Origin of the sequence: Candidatus Salinivivens marinus (assembly GCF_965655845.1) — a bacterium.
In the GTDB taxonomy this organism is placed as follows: Bacteria; Pseudomonadota; Alphaproteobacteria; order Rhodobacterales; family Rhodobacteraceae; genus Salinivivens; species Salinivivens marinus.
Window position 1 is genome coordinate 1 of the sequence record NZ_CBFHHX010000010.1, and the last position, 16,304, is coordinate 16,304.

The window sequence follows — 16,304 nt, forward strand, 5'->3', positions numbered from 1 at the left end:
GCCCGTCAAAGACAAGTACAATGGGCATCATCAGTACGGTGCTCCCAACCAACATACCAAGTGCATTCATTAAGGGCGGTTGTCCAGTTAAGGCAGTCTTCCCCCATACGCCGGCAAATGAATAGGAAAGGGTCGCACCAAGAATGGCTAGCTGAGCAAGGTTACTAGGGTTGAAGTCGGTCAGTGCACTCGGACCCATGATATAAGCTACCCCCGCAAGACCTAATGCTGCGCCAGTAATTTTCTTTGCTGTCAAAGGCTCATCAACTAGCAGTATCCCTGCAACAACAGCTGCAAACATCGCTGTAGTTCCGTTCAAAATGGAAGCTAACCCACTTTCAATCTGTGTCTGACCCCAGAAAATTAGCGAAAATGGGATGGCATTATTGAGTGCGCCCATAACCAGATAGGCACCCCAGACACTTGGGGATCGTGGAAATGCAATTCCATTAAGCAATACAATCACCGCCAAGATAGGCACTGCCCAGACTACCCTATGCAGGGTAATGGTGAGTGGAGGAACTTCGCTTAGAGCCACTTCACCAAAGAAGAACGATCCACCCCATACCGCTGCTAACAAAAGCAACATGATAGCAGATTTGAAGTCAAATTTTAGCACAGCGGCTATGCTCATATTATGTTGTACGGTTTCAGTGCTTTTGGTATTGTTTCATCTCAACTAAACTAAGCACAACGGTCTTCTCTTTGCTTATAAGGATAAAAAATTACATTGGTCAAATTATTTTGGCAGGTATCTCAATTTGGAGCTCAGTGGGTCTACAGCAAATGCTTGGTTAGTCTGCATAGCTGACCCTTAGGCATACTTTAGCTAATGACCGAAGAGGTAGGAGAGCAGCTATGGCAAGTGAGTTACCGTGGACCACTTTAACAAAACCACTTTCCCCAAAAGGTGCCTGCCGCAGTCGCTCATAATGAGCGAACTAATATTGCAGTAGACACAATAATTAGAGCACCGTTAAAGCCCCAATTGTCGCAAAGCTGCAATGAGCGCTATGCCGCAAAACATTGCTAAATTTGGTCTGTGAGTTAGAGCTGATATGACCAACACTATACTTCCTGTAATCCATTCTAAAGCTGATCCATAAATCATCATTAGGGTGACCAGCGAAACGATCAAACAACCTGGCAAAGCTTCAAGACCGCGGGCCCAAGCCCCATGTTTAGGGAGGTGCGATGCTAGAATGAAACCTGATATTCTTATTAAAAAGCTTATGAAGCCAAGGCCAAGTACCGTTATCCAAATCTCGTTAGTCATTTTTCAAACCTGCTGCCATCGCACCAAAAATGGCACCGACGATTAACCCCCAACTTGCATATTCTGACAGCCACACCCCAAAAAAGATGACAGTACCCAACGCTATAAACCACGGAAATACGTCAACATACCCACGCCACATACCTGGTAAGATAGCCACAAAGATCGCAATGATGGCGAAATCTAATCCAATCAATTCAGGATCAGGTACTCCACTAGACAGAAACGTACCAATTGTTGTTACCACTATCCAGACCAAGTATAGAGATGCACCTCCACCAAAAAAATACCAATAACTATCCGTCATTAACCGGGATTTTGCTGTTTGCATTAGGGCTACAGACGCATCGGTTGCCAAAAAAGTTCCAAGGCCAATATGCCACCAAGAACGATCGCGCATAACACTTTCCATCGAGGCAGTAATGAGCAGTATCCTCATATTCAATGCAGCACCAGCAATAATAGCTGCAGCTGGACCAACTCCGAGTACCAATTGGTCCATAGCAACAAGCTGAGACGAACCTCCAAATACTAATACGCTCATACTAATTGTCTGGAAATTATTAAATCCAGACTGACTTGCTAAAAGTCCGAACGCTAATCCATATGTCGCTGCTGCAAGCGACATAGGCAACATATCACGCATCCCATATAAGATTTCTATTCTTACAGTTCTAGAAGCGCGCATATTTATAAACTTTGTGAAGAAGATGTTTGTTGTTTTTTACGGCTAAGATAAATTTCACCCCTCGTAAAGAATAAAAACCTTTTAATTCCAGACATTTTCATTGAAATTGATCAGGTACGTACGTTGCTTGAACAAAAAGGGCTTTAATGAGTAAAAGAATTCGTACTTTGGCTATAGTTGGGGCCGGTGGAATGGGTGGGCTGTTTGGCGCAATCCTTTCTGAAGGCGGTCTTGAGGTAACTCTGATCGACACTAATCGTGAGCAGATAGAAGCTATCCGTGCCAACGGTCTACGTATTTCTGGATTTGGTGGGGAGAGGGCCCATATGCTGCGGACAGAGCATGACGTGACCATGGTTAAGCAGGCCGATATCGTACTAGTGCAATGTAAAGGAACAGCTACGCGTGAGGCTGCCCGCTCAATGACACATCTAGCCGATAGTGGTTCAATTTTTATCAGTTTCCAGAATGGACTGGGTAATGAGGATATTCTCACTGAAATACTGGGATCAGAGAATGTGTTTGGTGGATTGACAACAATGGCTGGGGCCTGCATCGGTCCAGGGCATTATCAAGATTTTGGCAGAGCGCCTTGCTTTATTGGTGAGTGGGCAGGAGGTATAACAGTGCGTGCAGATGAGATAGCGGCCGTTTTTACTAAAGCCGGGTTAGAGACATCTGCAAGCGCCGACATAAAGGTCGACATCTGGAGAAAATTACTTGGAAATATGGCAATGAGTGCTGCTGCTGGAGTGACAAATTTAACCAGTGCCGAAGTACTAATGATTGATCCACTTCGAGATGTTTGTTTTTCTGCTCTAGATGAAGCGATTTCTATCGCCCATTCTCAGAAAATTGAATTGGATCGTAGTGAAGTTTTGAAAGGTCTTGAAATTATGACTGCCACTGGTGGCAGTGGTGAAAACAAGCCTTCTCTTTGTCTTGATATTTTAGCGCGTCGCCCGAGCGAAGTTGAGTTTATTTATGGCACAGCGTTGAAGCTTGCAGATGCTGCCGGTCTTGCTGTCCCGACATTGAGGAGCTTTTATGCACTAGTTAAAGGGATCGAGACCCATTATGTCGGTTCTGCTGATAACACCATAAAGGCATAAATATTATCTCAACAGAAGCAAAATTTTTCTTTGAAAGTAAAGAAATCGTAACATTGAAACTGTGGACTATAACTGAGTAGTTGGTGAACTGCTTACTATCCGCAAAAGAAGATAAAATGGAGAAAAAATTGAAATTAGGGGTTATTTGTGACGGCATAAGCCGTGATCTAGAGCATTCTATCAACGTAATGAATGAATTTGATCTTGAGTACGCAGAACTCCAGTATGTAAACGATAAAGAAGTAGGTGACCATTCAAAAGCTGAAATTGGCGACATTTATCGATTGCTTAGGGATAATGGAAAACCGGTTTCATGTTTATCGAGACATATCTTTGCAGGCATGACAATTGCTAACAAGCCAGGCGATGACTTGCATACGAGGCACATGGATGCTTTGCGACGGGTTATTGATATGGCAAAGGTTGTAGAAAGCCCTCTTGTTCGTATTATGACAAATAAAAAAGAGCAAATTTTGTGGGGTAAAAATGGTGCCGAAAAGTGGAATGTCGCGCACGGGGCTTGGGACAAAACCCTTGAATTAATACATCCAGCGTGTGAAGTCGCAAGGGATGCAGATGTGACGCTTGTTGTCGAAACTGGAAATGGCACGATGGTTAATTCTAATTGGACAGCTCGCAAATTGATCGATGATCTTGATGCTAAAGATATACTAAAAATTTTATGGGATCCCGCGAATAATTGTTGGTGCCATGAAGAAGCCTATCCAAGTGGTTATGAAATTGCCTCGGATGGATATCTCGGTCATATTCATATAAAAGATGTCCAGGTAGATACCCCATCAGCAATGCTTGAAGTTAGGCCTCTTGGAAAAGGTCAGCTGGCTGATCAATTTGAGCCGATTGCAAGAGCTTTGAATGAGGATGGATATGATGGCGTGGTAAGCTTTGAAAGCGTCTTCCATCCTGGCAATGGAAATTTTGAAGAAGGTTTTCGAGTGTGTGTAAACGAATTTAAGAGACTTTTTGAATAAGTATTTATACGAACTGGATAAAAGTTTTATCTGCTTTAGCCAAAGTGCTCTTAAACTATTACAGATGAGTAAAAGATTGGACTGCGTTAGTGACCACTTAGCCAGTTTTTGAGATAAAGTTTAAGAATCAACTCCTTTTTCAATCTTCACAAATGCGCTTTCGGGAATTAATTTTACCGTCACTGATACATGGAGGATACACATGGCGCGTCGGGCAGGCTCATCAAGATCAAGAGACATGGCACAAAAAGGCGTACCACCATCGCCTTATATTCGTCGCACAATTCCCCATTTTGACGTGCTTGATGAGGAGCAGATTCTTCGGCTGGAAGGCCAGGTCGATTGGATATTGCAGGACGTCGGTATAGCCTTTCGTGATGACTCAACCGCGCTCGAATTGTGGAGACGTGAAGGCGCTACAATTGAAGACGACACCGTGCGCGCGCCCGCCGACTGGATTCGGGCGTTGTGCGCCAAGGCGCCCCACGAATTCACCCAGCTCGCCCGCAACCGCGAACGTTCGGTTGTAATTGGTGGTAACAACCAGGTTTTTGCGCCGATTTATGGCGCACCCTTCGTACGCGACATGGAAGGTGGGCGGCGCTATGGCGATATTGAGGCCTTCGAGGACCTGGTGCGCCTGAGTTACTTGCACCCAAATCTACATCATGGCGGGTTTGTCACCTGCGAACCCTGTGACGTCCCAGTCAGCAAACGTCATCTCGACATGCTCTTTGCTCACATGACACTCTCGGACAAACCTCACCTTGGGGCCATAACTGAGATGAGCAGGGCTCAAGACAGTGTCGATATGGCCGAGATCATCTTTGGCGCCGATGTTATGGACGAGAACTGTGTTATCATGGGCAATGTGAACACCAACTCACCCTTGCTCGTAGACAAGGTGGTAACTGAATCTGCACGCGTTTACTCATCGCGCGGGCAGGGTCTGATTGTTGTGCCGTTTATACTGAGCGGAGCGATGGGGCCGGTCTCGACTGCTGCTTCAGTTGCACAGGCCATGGCTGAAGCGATGATGGTTTGCGCCTATGTGCAGCTTTTGCGTCCTGGGGCTCCTTTCGTGTTGGGCAATTTCCTGTCGTCGATGTCGCTCAAATCCGGCGCGCCGACCTTCGGGATGCCAGAGCCTGTGATCTCAAATTACGCCATCGGTCAGCTCGCACGGCGTGCGGGCCTGCCGCTTCGCTGTGGTGGCTCGCTTACAGCGTCCAAGGTTGAAGATGCGCAAGCAGCCTATGAAAGCGCCGATTCAATGCACTCGACCATGTTGGCAGGTGCAAATTTCGTTTTGCATTCGGCGGGGTGGCTCGAAGGTGGCCTGTGCACCGGCTTCGAAAAGCTGATCATGGATGCAGATCGTCTGGGTAGTTATCAGAAGTTGCTAAGCTTAGGGCTTGATATCTCCGATGATGCGTTGGCGCGAGATGCCTACCAGGAAGTCGGGGCAGGTGGCCATTTCCTTGGCTGTGGTCACACGATGCGCAACTATCAGAGTGCCTTCTACGAAACCGCGCTGAGCGACAGCGAGAATGTTGAAAGCTGGGAAGAGGCCGGATCGCAGGACATGCGTCGACGCGCGAATGTCCGCGTGAAAAAGATGCTATCTGATTATGAGGCCCCGCCTATCGATGACGGCCTGAAGGCCGAACTCGAAGCCTTTGTTGCTAGGCGCAAAGAGGCGTTGCCAGATGCCTGGTATTAAGATCACTGGTCTTAAGGTGACACCGTTCAATTGTGTGACATTTGCTCCAATGCATTTCCTGCAGCCTCAATTGAGGCGTCAATATCAGCCTGGGTGTGCTCAGTACAGCTTAAATTATGAAGGATTTTATTGCCTGAAAAGAAGATCCCTTGATCTCTCATTTTTTGCGAAAACTCCGCATACTTTGCCAAATCAACAGTCTCACAAAAGTCCCGATAGTTTGTAATTTCATCAAGATTAGTAAAGACTGGGTGAAACATTGAGCCAACATTTTGAACTCTCATGTTCTGTCCTGTATCTGCTGCAGCTTGGTTTAAACGCTTGGTTATTTGATCTCCAATTTCAGATATCTTTTTAAATCCAGCGTAATTATCACGGCTCATTTCCTCAAGCATGGTTTTTGTAGCAAACAGACCTAAACGCGGAGCATTGTGACTTCCATAATGCAGTACTTTACCATATTCGATACTTTCCATGATATGATTGGGACCCGCGATTGCTGCGATCGGAAATCCTTGACCCAATGCTTTTCCATAGGTGACAATATCAGGCTGTAATCCATATAGTTCGGCCACACCGCCAGCGGCTACTCGAAAACCCGTGACTGTTTCATCTAGGTAGAACAAGACATCAAACTCTCTGCAAAGAAATTGTACCGCCTCTAGATAGCCCGGTTTAGGTGGAATAACGCCCATATTTGACATCACACCCTCCATAACAACACAGGCAATTTCATTTCCATGGGAGCGCAATACTCTTTCCAAAGCTTCCACATCGTTCCAGACGCATACCAGAGTATCTTCCCAGGAGCCTGGTGTTAATCCAGAGCTGTCAGGAATACGCACGGGATCATTTGGGTGCCCAAGCGAAGTGACGTACTGCGGGTTAGAACTTACCAGTAGGCCATCATACCATCCGTGGTAATGGCCCTCAAACTTGAGAATTTTCCGCTTCCCAGTGATGCCTCGTGCCATTCTAACTCCGGTCATGCAAGCTTCTGTGCCAGTATTTGCGAAGCGAACTTTATCAACATGGGGCAACATGCTTACCATCAGTTCAGCGGTTTCTACTTCGACCTCCAGGGCTGTTGCGAAATGGGTGCCCCCGGCTACCTCTCGCTGAATTACTTCTACAATTTTTGGATGTGCATGGCCCATTGGAAGACACCCGAATGACAGTTGCCAATCGATGTATTCATTTCCATCGACATCCCAGACTCTAGCCCCCTTTCCTTCGCGAATGTAGGGCGGAAAAGGTTTATAGTTCATAGGCCCCCGTGAAGCAGAACTACAACCTTCTACTAAGACGTTCATTGCGCGCTCAAATAAAACCTTGGATTGTTTGTGTTGCATATTATGTCCCATCAAATTTGCGCTTATCTCAAAGCATACAGAAGATTGTTCGCCTGATCTTGTGCTGTTTCCGTCGAAAGGGTCTCAATGTTTTTACCAAGAAGCTTGCGAAGTGCTTTCTGTGTTTCAACTGTAAAAACAACAGTCCCATCTTTTGTCATCTCGTCAATGCCATCCCACTTTAAAGATGCTTCGTTAACCGCAATGGCTTGTTCCAAAGACCATTCATCCGGAAGATCGATTGTAATGTGCGATTTATTCACCCGCACGGGATACCCCCCCACAAGTGCACCGATACCCGGCAAATGGATTAATCTTTCTGTTTCCCCAGCGAGCGCATGCAGTGCAGCAAGACCAGATGATGCTGTTACACGGTTAAAATGTAAGTCATAAGGAAAGGGGAAAACCTCGCGGAGGACATCTTCGGCGATCTGCGTAACATCTTTGCCTGCTAAAGTCGCTTTAAGTAAATAAGGTGGTAACTTATCTGGCTTTTCATCATTTAAAACATAATACTCAAATGCATGCTGTGCTACCAGTTTAACTTCAACATCCTTTGGTGAACAATTCAGTTCCCGACCAACTCCCATTTGAATTTTAGCAATTGGTTCCTGAACATTCCCAATTCCACAATCTGGGCCAAATCCAGTACGATTTAGCATTGCGTTTATCACATCTGGAAAAGAAGCCCCAATCCAAATGGCGTTGATACCAGATTCTGCAATTCGGTTTCTGAATTTTTGCATAAGTGATAAGTGCAGTGCTGTGTAACCGGCAAATGGTACATCAATTTCATCTGGTGCTAATTTCCACCATGGTAATAGTGAAGGTGCCGAAAAAATAAAATCTGGCTTTATCTCCCGCAGTCGCATAGCAAAATCATTGCTGTGAACATCTAGTTTTTCTGCAATTATACGTGGGAAAAAACCTTCGATCCCAGCACCCAGCACAGCGTTGTTGGCTCTTTTTTTTGCTTTTTCAAAGTCTCTGCTTGCAACCACAATAGTGTCGAAAATGTCAGTCCTTGCGACTGCTTCTAACAGATGGGTTGCGAGTTCGCCCATCGATATTAAAAGCAAGGCTGGTTTATTCATAATGTGCACCTAAAAAACTACGTGATTGTGTTGTAGAAATTTATACATAGCGCCTTCTGTGCTGTATACTTGTTTAGTGATTGAACCGGTTTGAATAATTCATTTGCTGAAGTTATGCGGCAACTTTATAGGCCAACTGTCAAGTACTCTCTACCAAGCAATATCAGATTGTTTGGATTGGCAACACTACTGCCCTAAACATTTGCAAGCATTCAGTTTCGAAGAGGTATCGTTGAAGATTTGGATATAAAAGTAGAAGTTAAACAACGTTTATATGAATATTAGTCGTGCCAAAAATAAACTGACTAAATAGCGCTATGCTACTCCGAAATTGATTGTAGTATAGTTGAGCAACCCACAAGTTCTTTCTTTTCTGGCCAGGAGTAAGCCCCAATCTTAGAGGTGTGTTTACCATAGGTGACGAGACCCTCTACTATTTTTACGGCAGAAACGGTTCCATCAAAAACTGGAACCCCTACAGCGTCTTGCACCCGCAAATCGAGCGGACCCATTCCAGCACACCCAAGGCAAATTGCCTCTGCACCGTCATTTTTTACAGCCAGTTTTGCCTCATCAATCATCTCTGTAACGGCTCTCTCTGGATCCTGTTCTATTTCTAAGACCGAAAGATTAGTCGCTCGTATTGATGCACATTTTGAAGTTAGGCCAAGTTGTTTTACCAAGTCTTCCAAAAGTGGTTTAATTCTTGGAATTACAGTAACTACAGAGAATTTGTGACCGACAAAACATGCCATATGCATAGATGCTTCACCGATTCCAACCACGGGTTTTTCGGTGACTTCTCTACATGCTGAAACACCTGGATCTCCATAGCAGGCGATGACAAATGCATCATAATCTTCTTTAAATTTTGCAACCGTTTCTACGGTTGCCATAGCCGATAAATATTCCTCGAAATGTCCCTCAATAGAACGTGGACCCCAGTCAGGACTTATTGCTGTAATCTCTGTGCCTCGCGCACAGTATTTTTCAGCCATTTCTCCTATGCTTTTTGTCATTTCTAAAGTTGTGTTTGGGTTTATAACAAGTATTTTCATTGGATCCTCACATACGGTCTCATAGACCGTTCTATTTTGTTGTTTTTGTTAAAAGTTTGTAATCCTCAGGCTGTCGGTGCAAATCAAAATTAAAAATATTTTCTTTTATCAACCGGCATTCATCAAGATTGATTTCAGCAAGCACAAGTTCATCTTTTGTCGTTTTCGCTTCTGCAACAATTTCTCCGCGTGGAGATATAATGCAGCTCCCACCAATTAATTCACAGTTATCTTCTAAACCAGCCTTAGCCGAGGCTATAACCCAAAGACCATTGGCATAAGCGCCCGCTTGCATACAAAGATGATTGTGAAATTCTTGGAGATGATCATGCTCAGGAGCCAATGGATAATGCTTGGGGGTGTTATAACCCAATGTCACAACCTCACATCCCTGAAGGGCTAGTAACCTATACGTTTCTGGCCAGCGTCGATCATTACAAATGCACATTCCGAGCTTGCCGAGACTAGTATCGAAAGTTGGGAATCCTAGGTTTCCCTTTTTAAAATATCGTTTTTCGAGGTGTTGGAATGGACGCTGTGGTTCATACTCTCTATGGCCCGGTAAATGGATCTTTCTATATTTTCCAATTATTTTTTTAGAGGGTTCTACATAGACGGAAGTGTTGAAAGGTGTTCCATTATCATTTTCTGCAAATCCAAAAGATATTATAATGTTGTCTTCTTTGATTAACTCAAATATTTCAGCCATAAGTGAGAATGGAACTTCCGTTTCATAGAATTCATCCAGCTTAGCTTGATCAGTTATATAGTACCTTGGAAAGAAAGTTGTTAAGCAGAGCTCTGGAAATACTACTAGCTTGGCTTCGTTTGCTTTTGCTGCGACTAAAAGATTAAGCATTCTGGAAATAACAGACTCTTTACTGTCTTCTGGATTGATAGGGCCAAGTTGAGCCGCAGCGGCTATGTATTTAGATCTATTTTTCATGTTTCTGAAAGTAGTTCATTTGTCACAATTTTGTTGTAGATATCTCTATCGGTAACACCCTCGCTACCTATAATCAAAATTTGTGAGTCTTTGTTTATTTTCAATTGCTGCTTCAATCTAGAGGTATTTGAGGTTAAAATGAGGCCAGCCAATCCGGCAGTTGCTGACTCTCCAGCCTCTATTGCATAGTGCGATCTTTTACAAAATTTTAAACAACGCATTGCTCTCGCGGCATCTAAATCAGATATGCTCATTGAGGCTTCTATGGTTTTGCTAAGGATCTCCCAAGCTATTACTGAAACGGTTCCACAAGCCAATCCTGCCATATAAGTATCAAGGCTACCCTCACATGCGACAGGTTCTTGATGCTTAATTGATTGCACCCAACAATCTGCATTTTCTGGATCTACCAAAATTATCCTGGGCGAATAATAGAGGTTACGGAAAAGGCTTGCAGTTACTCCCGCTGCCAAGCTGCCCACACCTGTTTGCAAAAATACGTGTGTTGGCCTAACACTTTGCTTAATTACAGCCTCGTAGATCATAACTTCATAGCCATTCATTACATGTTTCGGGATTGTGGAATATCCGGCGTATGATGTATCAGAAATTACGTGCCAGTCATTTTCCTTTGCTTTCTCCTGAGCTATTTTCACACTTTCGTCATAATTTTTCCCAGCCCTTACGACTTGGGCCCCGTATTTCTTTAAGGCGTTTTCTCTATTTTTGCTCACTTTCTCATGAATAAATATTACGCATTTACAGCCAAACATCTTAGCTCCCCAGGCTACAGATTTTCCATGGTTTCCATCTGTTGCCGAAGTGACCGTTATACCGGCTATCATCTTTTTGATTTTTGGACTTTTATTATCACTAATATGATTTTTTCCAACTAGCATTTCTAAGCATTTATGTACCGCATAGGCTCCACCCAAAGCCTTGAAGCTCTTTAGGCCAAACCGCTCTGCCTCGTTTTTGTAAAAAACAGATTTGACCCCCAATGCATCTGCTACATTAACAAGATTAATTAGCGATGTTGGCTGATAACCTGGCCACTTAGAAATAGTTTCGTAAGCAGAAGTAAATCCTGAGTCAGGTAGAATTTTTTTTATAAGTGCCTGAGCCTCGTTAAACGGCACTCGCTGAGAATTAAAGTATATTGGTCTTTTGCTAGTCTGATTTTTGAAATAATGGCAATTCATTTTATTTTGATTAAAATTTTTCCTGATATTTTACGGCTGTCGAGTGATTGATAAGCTAAGTCAAAGTCTTCGATTGCAAAAATATGTTCAATAAATAACTTTAGTTTTTTATTCTTAATCATTTCTTGGATAGTAATCTGAGACTGAAGCCACTCGTCTGATCGATGATCGATATGGCCGATATGCAGCCTTGAGAAAGTTAAAGACCTACGAACTAGTTGGGACCAAAGGTTATCATAAGGTTTACCACTGGCTTCTCCATAACTTACAACGTGACCTAAGTTTTGCATTAAATCGAAGCTGTCATTTAAAATATCTGCACCGGTGGAGTCGATTAACAGTCTTATAGGGGATTTTCCAAATTTTTGCTGAATTTCTTCCGTAAATTGCTGCTTGGTCCGGTCCAAAACAAGGTCAGCTCCACACTCTAATGGTCTTTTCTCCTTTCCAGTTGTTCCGACAGTGCCAACTACCGTTGCTCCGGAGAGCTTTGCAAGCTGGGTTAAGTTCAAGCCAACGCCGCCACCTATGGCATGAATGAGTAAAATATCATTGGCCTCTACCTTGCCAATAGTATGCAATAAGTGAAATGCCGTTGTTGTTTGGACGTAATACGCAGCACCGTCTTCAAGAGAAACTTCGTCAATCAATTTTGTGACGCTAGTCTCTGGTATACTTAAAAACTCTGAAAAGGCACCAGCGTTTTCGGAGAAGCCTGCCACTCTGTCGCCAACTGAAAAATTTTGAACTTCTGAGCCACATTTTGCAACAATGCCTGAAAACTCTATTCCTGCTTGAAGTGGGTAACCTTTGGGGTGGGGATAAGAGCCATTGCACATCATCAGATCAGCATAATTCAACCCTCCATAATGTACTTCAACTAAAATTTCATGGTTGTTTAAATCAGGCTTGGGTAAATTAATTTCCAAACTTCTGTGGAAATCATCATCAATTTTATTTATTTGAATTCCTTTCATCCGAGCGACCCCTTCTGTCTATTGACTCATAGTCAAAATCTGCTCCACATTATGGTAACACTATACTTTTATTAAAAGGAAGAAGAAGTTGTATTCAATTGGTATTGATGTCGGTGGTACGTTTACTGATTTTTTCTGTTTCGATAATTCTAATCAAAAAACTTTTGTCTATAAAACAGCATCAACGCCGGATGATCCATCCAAAGCGGTCTGTTCCGGTCTGGAGGCGCTCTTAGCAAAGTACTCGATCAAAGCAAAAGACGTGTCCACCATTTTTCATGGAACCACCGTTGGAACTAATTCCATACTTGAGGGCAAAGGCGCAAAAGTTGGTTTAATAACTAACTCTGGTTTTAGAGATATTTTGCACATTGGCAGACATCAAAGGCCGCAACATTATTCGATTGGACAGGAAATCCCTTGGCAAGACAGAGCCTTGATAGAGCGTAAGTTTAGAAAGACCGTAAACTGCCGTCTAGATAGCTCTGGTAATGAAATTACACCGTTAGATGAAAAAAGTATTTTGGCTCATTTAGAGTTTTTTAAGGATAATAATGTAAATTCTATTCTCATAGCTTTTTTGTTTTCTTATCGAAATAATGCACATGAAAATCGTGTTTTAGAAATTGTTCGAGACCAAATTCCAAGTGCTTTTGTTACGACTTCATCCAGTGTCTCTCCGCAATTTCGTGAGTTTGAACGTTTTACTACTGGTGCCGTTGCAGCTTTCATTGGGCCAAAAGTTACGCAATATATTGATAATTTATCATTTAATTTAAAGAATATTTGCCAGAACGCTGAGTTGAGAATTATGACTTCCAGTGGCGGACTGGCTACACCAGAAATGATAATGAGGCACCCAGAACTTACCTTGCTTTCGGGATTAGTTGCTGGGGCAAATGCTGGCTTATGGCTCGCATCTAAGAAAAAAATGAAAAACCTAATCACTTTAGATATAGGCGGGACTAGTGCTGACATTTCAATTATTAATGATGGCCAATTGAATGAGGTCAGCTCACGTAATGCAAGTATCTCAGGTTACCCTGTACAGCTACCAATGATTGATATTCACACGATTGGCGCAGGGGGAGGTTCGATTGCTAGAGTAGATGCTGGTGGTGGTTTTAAGGTTGGTCCTGAGAGTGCTGGAGCTTTTCCTGGTCCGGCATGCTATAATTTAGGTGGATCAAAACCAACAGTAACAGATGCAAATTTAGTGTTGGGTAGGCTGCTAGGTGACAGAATTCTTGATGGAAGAATGACGCTGGATTCACAAATGGCAGAAACGAGCCTGAAAGAAGTTTCCTCAAACCTTGGAAGTACTATAAATCAAACGGCACTTGGCACAATTTCAGTTCTCAATAATAACATGGCTTCAGCCATAAGATCGAGAACCATACAAAAAGGTATCGATCCAAGAGATTTTAGCTTATGCGCGTTCGGTGGAGGAGGGCCTTTACAAGCAGTCGGTGTGGCTGAAATTTTGGGTATAAATGAAGTTATTGTACCGCAGAATCCCGGAATAATGTGTGCTTTTGGATTGTTAATTTCCCAGGTTGAATACCATTCTGTCAAAACGTTGCTTATGACAAAGACACAATTTAATTTATCCACCCTTAATGAAACCTTATCTGAAATGAAAAGTGATCTGACTTCAATTTTTGAACGGGATAAGGCTGATACAAAATTAATACAATTTGAGGCGTTTACTGACCTAAGATATGTGGGTCAGGGGTATGAGCTAAAAGTACCCCTTAATTCTGATGTGCTTAAGCCAGAAAACTTGGAGCAGGTATGGGATGCCTTCCACAAACAGCATAAGCAAGAATATGGTCACAATTTCTTATCTGCAGATATAGAAATGGTATCGGTAAAGTTGAAGGCACAAATTAAAAAGGAAAATTCGAGCAATAAATTTTCTTTTGAAAATAGCAGTGATGAAACTGTTAGTCGTTTGAATTTACCTAATACTAAAGTAGAATTTAGCATTGATGGTAAACCCCAAAGTTTTGAAACTGAAATTATAGACAGGAAGACTTTGACAGGCGGTGCCCAAAAAGCTGGTCCAAACGTTATTTATCAAGAGGACAGTACAACAGTTGTACCCCCTGGATGGACAATGTCTGTTGATGATGACCTAACTCTAAGATTAAGAAAATTGGATAATAACAATGATTGATAAAAATATAGATCCTTTTTTAGCATCTGTGATCCATGGGGCGCTTGAAGACATAGCGTTGGAAATGGGCCAGAAGCTTATGCGTATGAGCTACTCAAGTATCATTAGAGAAAGCGAAGACTTTGGGACTGCATTAACGGACCAAACTGGGCGTCAGCTTTGTGAGTGTACCATGAGTACTCCGCTACAATCTGGCCCAATTCCAGGATATGTGATGGGTGTGCTCGAGGAATTAAAAGGACGTGGTGATGAAATTAAGCCAGGGGACATTTTTATGCACAACGACCCTTACAATGGTGCTTCACACGGTCCAGATGTTGGGTTTCTTGTTCCCGTATTCGCTAATAATGACCTTGTTGGTTTTTCGGTCACGACTGCCCACCATCTCGACGTTGGGGCTTTGACACCTGGAAGTTGTGGAATTGTCGATGCTGTCGATGCATATGCTGAAGGCCTCCAGTTCAAAGCAGTCAGAGTCTATGAAAATAACAAAAAAGTTGAGCCAGTGTGGCAAATTTTAAGGTCAAACATAAGGATGCCGGACCTAGTAGTTGGAGATATGGAGGCACAAGTTTCCGCAGCAAGAATTGGCGCGGAGAGATTTAATGAACTTATTCAAAAATATGGGCTTGAGACCATAACTGCTGCGTATGAGAACCTTCTAGATTATTCAGAGACGCTGATGCGCAAAGCGATCGAAGAGGTTCCCGATGGGACTTATTATGCAGAAACATTCATAGATGGATTTCTAGATAGTGAGGATGCAAATTTAAAAGACATTAAAATAGCCGCGTCAATTAATGTAAAAGGGTCGAACTTGAAAGTTGACTTGGCAGGCACTTCCAAGCAGATTGATAATAAGCCTATAAATATGCCCTTTGTTGGCACAGTAGATTGTGCAATATGGTTGACGCTTCGTTCTATTCTGCTTGATAGTAACGAGTTCGGCGCAATACCTCAAAATAGTGGTCTTACGAGACCCATTGAAATAACAGCGCCGCTCGGCAGTCTTGCAAATCCAATTTTTCCTGCACCAGTAATAGCAAGATTTTGCCCCGGTAATGCTGTGGCTGACACAGTAATGAAGGCGATGTCAAAAGCCGTTCCAGAAAAAGTCAGCGCGGGTATTGGAAATTTAAGGGTGGTTGCCTTTTCCGGTGGAAGCGCAGGCTCCCAATGGGTTCACATGGAAATAATGGAGGGGTCTTACGGTGGGCGATATGGGCAAGATGGTATGGATGCAGTAGACACGCTATATGCGAATACAAGAAATAACCCAATCGAGGATATTGAAAGTCATTTGCCATTGAGAGTCTTAAAATATGAGTTGCGAGAAGCTGATGCAGGTCATGGTAAGTGGCGTGGTGGTTTAGGCACAGTAAGACTTTTTGAATTTCTGGATGATGGAGCAATTTCCATTGAGGGAGATGGACACAAGTACAAGCCTTGGGGCTTTGATGGTGGCGCCAGTGGGTCTACTGCAGAAATAAATTTAGTAGAACAATCAAATAATAAGTCGAGCTTGCCATCTAAAATTCCGTATAAGCTAATTCCTGTCGGAACAAAAATAGAGGTTCTGGGGCCAAACGGCGGAGGATATGGATCTAAATCAGAAAGAGATCCAGAAATGGTAAAATCAGATTTAGAAAACGAAATAATTACAGAAAAGATAGCCAAAGATGAATATAACATGATGTTCTAGAAG

The 16,304-nt window shown here is 43.1% G+C and carries 14 protein-coding genes; 5 read left to right on the top strand and 9 right to left on the bottom strand.

The genetic code is table 11. From position 1 onward, the window contains the following. The 3 genes from ACTF5Q_RS09590 to ACTF5Q_RS09600 all read right to left on the bottom strand — a co-directional run. Positions 1 to 619 (bottom strand): DMT family transporter (locus ACTF5Q_RS09590; protein WP_438954395.1); only part of this gene is annotated, 619 nt, incomplete at its 3' end. Between the two features lie 357 nt (positions 620 to 976). After that, positions 977 to 1,276 (bottom strand): AzlD family protein, encoded by a 300-nt coding sequence (locus ACTF5Q_RS09595; RefSeq protein ID WP_438954396.1) that lies wholly within the window; start codon positions 1,274 to 1,276, stop codon positions 977 to 979. Continuing rightward, a complete protein-coding gene (locus ACTF5Q_RS09600) occupies positions 1,269 to 1,964 on the bottom strand; it encodes an AzlC family ABC transporter permease (RefSeq protein WP_438954397.1) in 696 nt (231 codons plus the stop codon). The genes ACTF5Q_RS09595 and ACTF5Q_RS09600 overlap by 8 nt, the downstream gene beginning before the upstream one ends. Before the next feature lie 146 nt (positions 1,965 to 2,110). Here ACTF5Q_RS09600 and ACTF5Q_RS09605 point away from each other — a divergent pair, with 146 nt between their 5' ends. From ACTF5Q_RS09605 to ACTF5Q_RS09615, 3 genes are all read left to right on the top strand, one after another. Further along, a complete protein-coding gene (locus ACTF5Q_RS09605; protein WP_438954398.1) occupies positions 2,111 to 3,076 on the top strand; it encodes a ketopantoate reductase family protein in 966 nt (321 codons plus the stop codon). 116 nt (positions 3,077 to 3,192) lie between these two features. After that, complete coding sequence (locus ACTF5Q_RS09610; protein WP_438954399.1) at positions 3,193 to 4,068, top strand: sugar phosphate isomerase/epimerase family protein; 876 nt, start codon at positions 3,193 to 3,195, stop codon at positions 4,066 to 4,068. Between the two features lie 202 nt (positions 4,069 to 4,270). Beyond that, a complete protein-coding gene (locus tag ACTF5Q_RS09615) occupies positions 4,271 to 5,791 on the top strand; it encodes a trimethylamine methyltransferase family protein (RefSeq protein WP_438954400.1) in 1,521 nt (506 codons plus the stop codon). Positions 5,792 to 5,817: 26 nt separating this feature from the next. Here the strand turns inward: ACTF5Q_RS09615 and ACTF5Q_RS09620 are convergent, their stop codons facing one another. The 6 genes from ACTF5Q_RS09620 to ACTF5Q_RS09645 form a co-directional block, all read right to left on the bottom strand. Next, on the bottom strand, positions 5,818 to 7,143 hold the full coding sequence (locus ACTF5Q_RS09620) for an aspartate aminotransferase family protein (protein ID WP_438954401.1): 1,326 nt from the start codon (positions 7,141 to 7,143) through the stop codon (positions 5,818 to 5,820). Between the two features lie 23 nt (positions 7,144 to 7,166). Continuing rightward, the gene (locus tag ACTF5Q_RS09625; protein WP_438954402.1) at positions 7,167 to 8,237 is read right to left on the bottom strand and encodes a hypothetical protein; all 1,071 of its coding nucleotides are present in this window, start codon (positions 8,235 to 8,237) and stop codon (positions 7,167 to 7,169) included. 320 nt (positions 8,238 to 8,557) lie between these two features. Further along, entirely contained in the window at positions 8,558 to 9,295 is a 738-nt protein-coding gene (locus tag ACTF5Q_RS09630; protein ID WP_438954403.1) for an aspartate/glutamate racemase family protein, read from the bottom strand. Between the two features lie 31 nt (positions 9,296 to 9,326). Continuing rightward, positions 9,327 to 10,241, bottom strand: a complete 915-nt coding sequence (locus ACTF5Q_RS09635) for an N-carbamoyl-D-amino-acid hydrolase (RefSeq protein ID WP_438954404.1) — start codon at positions 10,239 to 10,241, stop codon at positions 9,327 to 9,329. Next, the gene (locus ACTF5Q_RS09640) at positions 10,238 to 11,443 is read right to left on the bottom strand and encodes a diaminopropionate ammonia-lyase (RefSeq protein ID WP_438954405.1); all 1,206 of its coding nucleotides are present in this window, start codon (positions 11,441 to 11,443) and stop codon (positions 10,238 to 10,240) included. The genes ACTF5Q_RS09635 and ACTF5Q_RS09640 overlap by 4 nt, the downstream gene beginning before the upstream one ends. After that, the gene (locus tag ACTF5Q_RS09645) at positions 11,440 to 12,420 is read right to left on the bottom strand and encodes a quinone oxidoreductase family protein (protein ID WP_438954406.1); all 981 of its coding nucleotides are present in this window, start codon (positions 12,418 to 12,420) and stop codon (positions 11,440 to 11,442) included. Before ACTF5Q_RS09645 ends, ACTF5Q_RS09640 begins: the two co-directional genes overlap by 4 nt. A gap of 88 nt (positions 12,421 to 12,508) precedes the next feature. Here ACTF5Q_RS09645 and ACTF5Q_RS09650 point away from each other — a divergent pair, with 88 nt between their 5' ends. Beyond that, complete coding sequence (locus ACTF5Q_RS09650) at positions 12,509 to 14,599, top strand: hydantoinase/oxoprolinase family protein (protein ID WP_438954407.1); 2,091 nt, start codon at positions 12,509 to 12,511, stop codon at positions 14,597 to 14,599. Continuing rightward, complete coding sequence (locus ACTF5Q_RS09655) at positions 14,592 to 16,301, top strand: hydantoinase B/oxoprolinase family protein (protein WP_438954408.1); 1,710 nt, start codon at positions 14,592 to 14,594, stop codon at positions 16,299 to 16,301. The genes ACTF5Q_RS09650 and ACTF5Q_RS09655 overlap by 8 nt, the downstream gene beginning before the upstream one ends. Positions 16,302 to 16,304: the final 3 nt, after the last annotated feature.

Coding starts and splice junctions, on each gene's coding strand:
- ACTF5Q_RS09595 (WP_438954396.1), bottom strand. CDS start 1,276: ATGACTAACGAGATTTGGATAACGGTACTTGGCCTTGGCTTCATAAGC.
- ACTF5Q_RS09600 (WP_438954397.1), bottom strand. CDS start 1,964: ATGCGCGCTTCTAGAACTGTAAGAATAGAAATCTTATATGGGATGCGT.
- ACTF5Q_RS09605 (WP_438954398.1), top strand. CDS start 2,111: ATGAGTAAAAGAATTCGTACTTTGGCTATAGTTGGGGCCGGTGGAATG.
- ACTF5Q_RS09610 (WP_438954399.1), top strand. CDS start 3,193: ATGGAGAAAAAATTGAAATTAGGGGTTATTTGTGACGGCATAAGCCGT.
- ACTF5Q_RS09615 (WP_438954400.1), top strand. CDS start 4,271: ATGGCGCGTCGGGCAGGCTCATCAAGATCAAGAGACATGGCACAAAAA.
- ACTF5Q_RS09620 (WP_438954401.1), bottom strand. CDS start 7,143: ATGCAACACAAACAATCCAAGGTTTTATTTGAGCGCGCAATGAACGTC.
- ACTF5Q_RS09625 (WP_438954402.1), bottom strand. CDS start 8,237: ATGAATAAACCAGCCTTGCTTTTAATATCGATGGGCGAACTCGCAACC.
- ACTF5Q_RS09630 (WP_438954403.1), bottom strand. CDS start 9,295: ATGAAAATACTTGTTATAAACCCAAACACAACTTTAGAAATGACAAAA.
- ACTF5Q_RS09635 (WP_438954404.1), bottom strand. CDS start 10,241: ATGAAAAATAGATCTAAATACATAGCCGCTGCGGCTCAACTTGGCCCT.
- ACTF5Q_RS09640 (WP_438954405.1), bottom strand. CDS start 11,443: ATGAATTGCCATTATTTCAAAAATCAGACTAGCAAAAGACCAATATAC.
- ACTF5Q_RS09645 (WP_438954406.1), bottom strand. CDS start 12,420: ATGAAAGGAATTCAAATAAATAAAATTGATGATGATTTCCACAGAAGT.
- ACTF5Q_RS09655 (WP_438954408.1), top strand. CDS start 14,592: ATGATTGATAAAAATATAGATCCTTTTTTAGCATCTGTGATCCATGGG.